This window comes from Pseudomonas sp. W2Oct36 (assembly GCF_041060465.1).
Classification (GTDB): domain Bacteria; phylum Pseudomonadota; class Gammaproteobacteria; order Pseudomonadales; family Pseudomonadaceae; genus Aquipseudomonas; species Aquipseudomonas graminis_B.
In genome coordinates this window covers 91,611-99,601 of record NZ_JAUERW010000020.1, presented here as the reverse complement: position 1 = coordinate 99,601, position 7,991 = coordinate 91,611, and the positions used below count along the sequence as shown (strand labels likewise).

General features: G+C 55.6%; 8 protein-coding genes. 7 read left to right on the top strand and 1 reads right to left on the bottom strand.

Annotated elements, in window-relative coordinates:
- The 6 genes from QWI18_RS21765 to QWI18_RS21740 form a co-directional block, all read left to right on the top strand.
- Positions 1-590 (top strand): hypothetical protein (locus QWI18_RS21765; RefSeq protein ID WP_369319826.1); only part of this gene is annotated, 590 nt, incomplete at its 5' end.
- 345 nt (positions 591-935) lie between these two features.
- Positions 936-1,205: a hypothetical protein gene (locus tag QWI18_RS21760; protein ID WP_239642828.1), complete on the top strand. Its 270-nt coding sequence runs from the start codon at positions 936-938 to the stop codon at positions 1,203-1,205.
- Positions 1,189-1,569 (top strand): hypothetical protein, encoded by a 381-nt coding sequence (locus QWI18_RS21755; protein ID WP_010426680.1) that lies wholly within the window; start codon positions 1,189-1,191, stop codon positions 1,567-1,569. The genes QWI18_RS21760 and QWI18_RS21755 overlap by 17 nt, the downstream gene beginning before the upstream one ends.
- Before the next feature lie 157 nt (positions 1,570-1,726).
- Positions 1,727-3,112 (top strand): hypothetical protein, encoded by a 1,386-nt coding sequence (locus QWI18_RS21750; RefSeq protein ID WP_010426681.1) that lies wholly within the window; start codon positions 1,727-1,729, stop codon positions 3,110-3,112.
- A gap of 104 nt (positions 3,113-3,216) precedes the next feature.
- Entirely contained in the window at positions 3,217-3,720 is a 504-nt protein-coding gene (locus tag QWI18_RS21745) for a TIR domain-containing protein (protein ID WP_010426682.1), read from the top strand.
- 39 nt (positions 3,721-3,759) lie between these two features.
- Positions 3,760-5,223: an SIR2 family protein gene (locus QWI18_RS21740; RefSeq protein WP_369319825.1), complete on the top strand. Its 1,464-nt coding sequence runs from the start codon at positions 3,760-3,762 to the stop codon at positions 5,221-5,223.
- 126 nt (positions 5,224-5,349) lie between these two features.
- On the opposite strand, the gene QWI18_RS21735 is transcribed toward QWI18_RS21740, so the two are convergent.
- On the bottom strand, positions 5,350-6,087 hold the full coding sequence (locus tag QWI18_RS21735; protein WP_010426684.1) for a hypothetical protein: 738 nt from the start codon (positions 6,085-6,087) through the stop codon (positions 5,350-5,352).
- A gap of 1,077 nt (positions 6,088-7,164) precedes the next feature.
- Between QWI18_RS21735 and QWI18_RS21730 the strand changes: the two genes are divergently transcribed.
- The gene (locus tag QWI18_RS21730; protein WP_010426688.1) at positions 7,165-7,968 is read left to right on the top strand and encodes an AbiJ-NTD4 domain-containing protein; all 804 of its coding nucleotides are present in this window, start codon (positions 7,165-7,167) and stop codon (positions 7,966-7,968) included.
- Positions 7,969-7,991: the final 23 nt, after the last annotated feature.

Genomic DNA, 7,991 nt, shown 5'->3' with positions numbered 1-7,991 from the left:
GGATGTACGCCATAAGAAAATGCCCCGCATCTTTCGATGCGGGGCATTTTCTTAGATCTGAGGCAGGTTGGCTAGGTTTTCACACAGTCTGCAACGTTCATATTTTGGAAAACGAGACATTCGTCTTCCAGCAAACACGGTTTCTTGGGGCGACCGCTTGGACTGATTTCACGGCAACTGGTGATGTCTCCGCTGCGATGTCGGTTGCGCGCCAGGAGATGACAGATTTCAAGTTAATTCGAGCTTCGTCGAACTACCGCAAGATTCGGCCTGATGACATCGCAGCGCGTAACCGGGGCACCAGAGAGTGGCTGACGCGCGAATTGGCCAAGCCTTTTTCGGGCGCCTCCATCGTCATTACTCATCACGCACCTGTTCCCGAGGTAGGGTGGGACGAGCATGAGGGGCATCTTGGTGCCGCGTACTTCAACGCTTGGCACTCGTTACTCATGCAAGCCGATGCTTGGGTGTTTGGCCACACTCATCACTCGATAGATATGCAACTCGGGGGCTGCCGCGTCATCAGTAACCAGAGAGGTTATCCTGGCGAAGACACCGGGTTCGACAGCAGAAAAGTTGTGGAATTTTGATGTGATGAAAGTGCCGTTGCATGTTGTTGACTGTAATCAGATTCCGTCAGAGGTAGAAATCGCTCGGAAAATCGACTGGGGGGTGCCAGTTGATGCCTACCTCATGAATGCTGCCAAGGTTGGGGATAGGTTCGCCGCTTCCGTTTACCTGGATCGGTCGGGCGCCTCAATCAATGGCATGACTGTCGCGACACCGCCAGTGCGTAAGGTGGCGACTGTCCGGGGTTTCGAGATGGTTCAAAGCGTTTGTGGGAGCGACCACTACATCATCGTGACCCGGTTAGGGGGCAGTCGCGGATGAGCGCTCCTGCGTCGATTCCAGCCGCAGTTCGAGCCGCTGCGGCTATGTCGTTTTCCATCGGCATCACTGCGTTCCTCTTCAGCCCCGAGTTACAGGGATTTCACTTGGTCGGAAGGGTGTTTTTTGATCATAAGGATCGGTTCAAAACTGGGCGGCTCATCCGGACGTCTTCCGTGACAGAGTTCATCGAGATCAATGGCTATGTCGTCGCCCTGACATTTTCGGGCAGCGCTTATGTCCTGGTAGCCGAGGATGGCCCGTGGCCGCTGTCTTTGCCCGATGACGGGGGAGATGCACATGCTGGCCATTGCTGAGATGCAAAGCCTGACCGGAGAGCCTACAGCAGGTGCATCCCTGGACAGCGCGCAAGCCATCGAGCGCAAGCTTGAGCTGACGACCAAACCTGTTTGCTTCGTCAACGCGTGGGTCGTAATAGACGTGCTCGGGGTTGATTCATCGGTAACGCTAGGGAGCCACATGCTCCCGCTGGTGATGTTTAGCCATTACGTCGTTTCCCATGGAACCGGCCATTTGTCCCAAGGGGATAAGGTTCTGACTGGGTTTGCGGTTCACTACGATCCGAAGGGTATTTTCGAAACCGCCAGTACCGTTTTCATTTTGCTAGGGTCTGGCTTCAGGAAGTCCGCTGACGTGGAAACGGTTCGAGCGGCGCGCTGAGCCGTTTTCTTTCGCTCAGTCAGGCGCAGATAAATACGCCTGGCCAGTCAGCGGTAAGCAACCGCTTGAAGCCTTTCACCCAAAAAGTGATCTCCAAAGGCGAGCGCGCGATTAATGCCGCACTATAGGGCCTCCTCCGTCGCCGGCGCCTGCCACCATGCCATTGAGTCAAACACAGCACGACGAGCTCAGATCCCTCCTCAGGGAAACCCTGGGAAACCAAAAGCTGCGGTATACCGGGACGCTCATAACGGCCCTACTGGAAGACCTGGGGCTCAATGATTGCCCCACTGCCACGACCAAGGCCGAGCGCCTTCGTGGCGCGGTTGACGCGTCGACTGATGAGCAGGTTTTCAAGGCGGCTCATCGTGCGCTTGGGGTTATGACGCTGATGGTTCGCGAGCGTGACGTCATTCAGGAAGCACTTTGGGTTGGCGAAGGATACCCGCCAGTTCCGGCCCGGTACCGGCGTGATTTGGCAAAGCGCCTCGACGCGCTGCCACTCTATACGGATCTCAGTGGGTTTTATGACGTACTCAGAGGCGTGTGGCAGGTGGAGGAGCGTGGAACCTTCGGCTTTTTTGAGCAAGGCCCGTCGCTTCTGGAGGAAATCGAGCGCCATTACGTCAACCACTCGGACTGGGATGTGCCGACCGTATTCGACCAACTGGGAGCTTACAAAGCGTCGGATGCTCGCTTCTGCCGCTTCATCGAGGGATTGGCGTCGTCATCTGCTCGGCCAGATGATCAGGCGCAGCGTGAGTTTATTGCTCAGGTAGATCAGGCACTGGCGCCGTGTGGGGTGCGTTTTCTTACCAATCCTGGTGCGGACGGCTATCAGGCGGCAAAGCTGGTCTCGACCGGTGGGAGCGCTCTGCAATCCCCCAAGAACCTCATCTTCGCGTCGACGCGCAAGCCTGACCTGCGGCTGGGCAATGCTTTGGATAACGATGTTGAAGTCGTCACGGGAGCGGATGACGTTCTGATATACGACCGGGCGATCAGTCCGGCGGGGCTGCTCTGGCAGGATCTTCAGGCGTGGTTTGAGACCAGCCGAGGGCTCGATGCTGGTGGTGGCAAGGATGTGCTTTATCGGCGTCTGCTAGCTTCTCTCCCATCGAAAGTGTCGCCTGTTCAACGGCTGGCATTCACGACGTTCTACAGCACATTTGCATCTGAAGTTCCGAAGCTTCCTGCCTTGCTGCCGGAGGTCTGGTTTCACTGGGATGCCAAAACGGTCGAGCAGCGGGGAAAGCAGGCACTGCTGCGCTCCCGCATGGATTTCCTCTTGTTACTCCCGGGTGGGGTGAGGGTTGTGATTGAGGTGGACGGCAAGCACCACTACGCGGACGAAAATGACCGTGCCAGCCCGCAGCGTTACTCAGCCATGATGCAAGCGGATAGAGATCTCAGGCTTGCGGGCTACGAAGTCTATCGCTTCGGTGGCCATGAGCTTTCGCAGCCAGGAGCGGATCAGTTGCTGGCCCAGTTCTGGCGATCTCTGTTCAAACGATACTCGGTTGTTGCGGCTGTACACACTTGATGTCATATCGCCGTCTTAACCTGTAGATTCGCTTTCTCCAATCGGTTAGGTTTGATCGTATCGAGACCTACACACTCGTCCGTCCCGCGCGCAGGAGCTATGCAATGGCAAGGAATGTTTTCTTCAGTTTCCACTTCAACAATGATTTTTGGCGCACCCAGCAAGTTCGCAACATCGGTGCATTGGATGGCCAAAAGCTCTACACGGCGAACGAGTGGGAAGAGGTCAAGAAAAAGGGTAACGCAGCCATTGAAAAATGGATTGATGACAGCCTGGTAGGGAAGTCCTGTGTGGTCGTCCTCGTCGGCTCCGAAACCGCGAGCCGCCCATGGGTGTTGACCGAGATCATAAAAGGTTGGAACGCTGGCAAAGGCGTCGTAGCCATTCGCATCAACAAGTTGCTGGATACCAACGGGAATGGCTCAGCTGCAGGCTCCAACCCCTTTGATAAGGTCACGTTGAAGAGCGGCACTGTGAGCCTTTCGAACTACGCTAAGCTGATCACACCCGTAGGCGCTGACAGCAAAGCGGTGTACGCATCGATCCAGGAAAACATCGAGCAATGGATCGAGGATGCCATCGAGATCCGCAAGAACTACAAGCCGTGAAGCCCGGGGAGGACTCCGCGCATTTGACGAGCGCCGACCATGAGTAAAGCGGCGATGAACCGATTCCTCAATGAGTACCCTGAGGCACTCAACGATGGCGTGGGGGCGATCTTCGTCGGGGCCGGCGTGTCGATGGGCGCGGGTTACCCGTCCTGGTCAGCGTTGCTCAACGACATAGCCGAAGAGCTTGAGATCGACTCGAAGAATGTCCACGATCTGGCCGCTCTCGCCCAATGGAGCATCCAAGAAAACGGCGGTGCCACACGTGTGCGCAATGTCATCAAGAGCGAGATAGGCCCCGACAAACCTATTCCCGAGACTGTTGAGATCATTTCGCGGCTACCGGTCAGACATATCTGGACGACCAACTATGACCGCCTGATTGAACGTGCCTTCGAATCCATTAGCCGCCCGCTCAACCCCATCTCCAGCCCCAAGGATCTAGCCCTTAGGGTGACGCCAGGCGCAGCGCTGCTCTACAAAATGCACGGTTCTGTCGATCGCCTCGACGACGTAGTTATCTCAACGGATGACTACGAGTTGTTTCGCTCGAAACGGGGCCAATACCTGCCACTGTTCCAAGCGCACCTGACCAGCATGTCCATGCTGTTCATCGGCATCAGCTTCACCGACCCCAATATTCGGCATGTCCTCTCGCTGATCCGGGAAAGCTTCACCGATGCCCCGCCTGAGCACTTCGCTATTGTGCGTGCGCCACAGAAGTCCGATTTCGCGACCGATGGGGAGTTCGCAGCGCGCAATGCACAGCACAAGCTTTGGGCGAAAGATTTGAAACGGTACGGCCTGCTGGCAGTGGAGGTCAGCGACTACGCCGAGATCCCTGCCTTGCTGCGACAGATTGAGAGGCGAATCGCTGCACGTAGGATATGGGTGAGTGGTAGCTGGCCTATCGAGCGTGGAGGTTCTGAGTCAACCAACATCCACGCGTTGGCCGAAGATATTGGTCGTCAGATCGGGAAGACAGGGCGCCACTTGGTGACGGGGGCCGGTCTGCTGGTTGGATCTGCCTCATTGTCGGGGTTCCTGAGTGCGCTGCAGCAGGGAGGAGGGTGGGATCTGGATCGACGCCTGATTGCAAGACCGTTTCCTCAGCCACTGATGGGATCCCGGCCCAATGAGGACGAATGGACTGCGCTTCGACTCGAACTTGCACGACAGGCCGGGATAGCCATCTTCATTGGCGGTGCAAAGCTTGCCGGCGACAAGCTGGAGGTCGCTCAGGGAGTGGAGCAGGAATTTGATGTGGCCAAGAATGCCGGAGTGTTTCTGCTCCCTGTGGGCGCATCGGGGGGGGCTGCGCAGAAAATCAGTGACCTACTGTCAGGATCAGGACTTTCCTCATCCGGACAGGACGCCGTTAGGCCAACTGACAAAGAGCTGAAATTACTCTCCACTCCAGGGTTGCTGACGAGCAAAGAAGGGCGGCGCAAGCTCGTTTCCCAAGTGTTTGAGATCATCGACCGAATAGCTCGTGCGAGCTGATTGACACCAGATCGAGAGTATGTACAGGGCGAGGAATGTGGCTTGGCCGGCCTTCGAGCTCCTTCAGTAAAGGGTTCGACCCCCGCTCGCGGCCAGGCCACCCCTCAGACGCCAATAGTCGCGCTCTTAGCTGTTCGGCGTCTTGTCACCCCGGCCATACATGGCATCACGCTCTTGATCCTGCTGCTTGCGCAAGAGTGGATGATAAACATCGGATCGTGGGTAGGGTTTCAGGATCGTGGAGATCAGCAGCATGATCGCGGTCGGGGCTAAGCAAAGGTAGAACAGCCCCTCATGACCCTCGGCGAGCCATACGAGCAGTGTTTGAGTCCCGGAGGCGTAGCCTGCCCAGGCATCTGCAACCATTAACAGCGCTAGACCGCATATCAAGGTACTTGCTTGCTGTTGGTCGGTAAACCGGCGCATCCAGGAAGGCTTTTTCTCCCGGTAGATAGCCATCAGGAACTCATCCCGCGTTCGTAACGCTTCGGTGTGCAAATAGTGAAGTGACACCTCGTGTGGGCGCGTAGTGCGCTCGCTGAAGCCGCTGAGGAGCCAGTTGGGAGCATATTCGATGACGATCGCTCTCAAGAGCCCAGAGATGAACGGGATAATCAGGGAGACCGTGAGGCAGAATCCTGCGGCAGCGATGAGCAGGGCACCCACCGCCCCCCAGATCTGAGCACTGTCAGATGTGACCGACAGCAGGTTTCTGTGAAGGAACCAGGCCAGCACCGCATCAGCGTACAGCGCTATGTAGACGAGCTGGATTCCCCACTTGAACTCCCAAGCTTTTTCGATGAACCCGATTGAGATGGCTTCAGCAGCATTGGCCTTGGCTTTGCTTTGTGTGTCCTCTGTCATGCGAATCTTTTTTCCTATCCTGGATGAAGGGGTGTAAGGAGAGCTGTTCTCCATGGCGGCGCGAGAAACGCACCCGAAATCGACAAAAACTCAAAAAAATGAGTCATCTGCCGCTGGAACCCTTGATATTCGGGCCCTGCAGGCAATAGTACAGCGTTGCCAAACTAGCAAGGTTTTTACCGTTCGTCGGCAAGCGCCCATTTATTTTCACCCCCCCCCCACTTGAAAATTTTTAAACGAGACGGAGTTGTTATATTTGAAGGCAAAAGAAAAAGCAGAGGTGGCCCAGACGCTGAATTCCTCACAGGATACCGGCGGCTTTTGCTTCTGATGTTTACGGCTTCTAGGTCACACGGTCTTGAGGACTGGAGGTGAAGCTGAGGTTGAAGTGGTGAGGCTGGGAGAAAGGGGGAATCGTTCTACTTAGCAGCCGGTAGGCTGCTGCTTACTCTTTGAAAACAAACTACCAGTGATTTTTTTGAAAAAAACTATATGCAGTGGTTTTTTGTGATTTTTATGGCTTTATATAACCATATATTGTGTTTGTTCGTTGTGGGCGGTAGTGGATGCGGTTGAGTTCTGAGTTGGAAACCGCCATCTGGGTTTTGTCTTGGTCTGTGTACGGGCCATTTCTCAGGGATGAGTTAGCAGAGGCAATGGCCGAGTACCGGAGACGACCCGGCTTTGACGAGACAGCCCGTTTGCATGTGAACATAGCCGGCCCCGGGCTGGCGGTATTGGCGGATGTGCTCTCGCAGTACGCTGCACCAGGCGTGTACTCGCTGCATCATGAGTACATCGAGATTCGCAGTAGGCTTCACTGGCACATCGTCCGTTCTCTGCAACGCCGTTTGGTCACCCAGGGTTATGCCAGCTCCGAAATCAGAGATGACTTCTTTGCTACAGACTTAGGGCTTTAGCCTACTGGGTTGACGCCTGTATCTGTGCTGTTTACCAGTCGCGCTACGCCATCAAAGCCCTGTTCGAACAGTGTTCTACACGATATCCAAAATGTCGGGCATTATCGGGTGAATCACGATCGCAACTACCTGCAGGCCGATCATACGGAGCATTACCATGAAGGACTCGTTCTCAAAGCGTCACGGCTTCTCACAGGTTGCCGAGGCAGAAATCACTGTCCGGGAAGACGCGCCACAAGCGCTGCAGGAATACCTGATTCAACTGAGTTACGAGTGCGGCCTCAAACCCTCTAACCTGCGTCAAGTGATCTGTCAGACCTTGAAGGTGCTTCCTGACAGGCAGAACTGGACTGAGACGCCCAACATTCATGAGGAAAACGTCGAGCTGCTTGAGCGGTGCAAATGGTTCAAGGTGTATGACGTCATCGAGCGGCTCGACGACTACCTGGGCAACACGCACTATAACCCTGATGCCTACCAGCACTTCAACAGCGAGCTCAACGAGTTCTTTGTCGAGCACGGTATTGGCTGGAAGCTGTTGGGGGGGCGTATTGAGATTCGGGGCTCTGAGTCTTTTGAGCAGGTGTTGAAGTCGGCAAAGGATACGGAGCATCAGTTCGGGCATGTGACGGCCAGTAAAGAGTTGCATGAGGCCATATCCGATCTTTCAAGGCGTCCGGCGCCGGATCCGACCGGCGCGATACAGCATGCCATGGCGTCGCTGGAGTGCGTCGCTCGGCAGCTCACAGGTGATCATCAGGCTACACTCGGTAAAATCATGAACGATCACCGAATGCTCATTTCACCGCCCTTGGATCAGGTGGTAATCAAGACTTGGGCCTATGCATCCGAGTTTGGGCGGCACATCCAGGAAGGCCGAGAACCCTCATTTGAGGACGCTGAGCTGGTCGTGGGGCTTTGTGCGTCGGTCAGCAGCTACCTGATCAAGAAATCGAAATGAATGCCCTGTGGCGTGTTCTAGGC

Bases quoted from the DNA above. Each gene is read 5' to 3' on its own strand.
- QWI18_RS21760 (WP_239642828.1), top strand. From the start codon at position 936: ATGTCGTTTTCCATCGGCATCACTGCGTTCCTCTTCAGCCCCGAGTTA.
- QWI18_RS21755 (WP_010426680.1), top strand. From the start codon at position 1,189: ATGCTGGCCATTGCTGAGATGCAAAGCCTGACCGGAGAGCCTACAGCA.
- QWI18_RS21750 (WP_010426681.1), top strand. From the start codon at position 1,727: ATGCCATTGAGTCAAACACAGCACGACGAGCTCAGATCCCTCCTCAGG.
- QWI18_RS21745 (WP_010426682.1), top strand. From the start codon at position 3,217: ATGGCAAGGAATGTTTTCTTCAGTTTCCACTTCAACAATGATTTTTGG.
- QWI18_RS21740 (WP_369319825.1), top strand. From the start codon at position 3,760: ATGAGTAAAGCGGCGATGAACCGATTCCTCAATGAGTACCCTGAGGCA.
- QWI18_RS21735 (WP_010426684.1), bottom strand. From the start codon at position 6,087: ATGACAGAGGACACACAAAGCAAAGCCAAGGCCAATGCTGCTGAAGCC.
- QWI18_RS21730 (WP_010426688.1), top strand. From the start codon at position 7,165: ATGAAGGACTCGTTCTCAAAGCGTCACGGCTTCTCACAGGTTGCCGAG.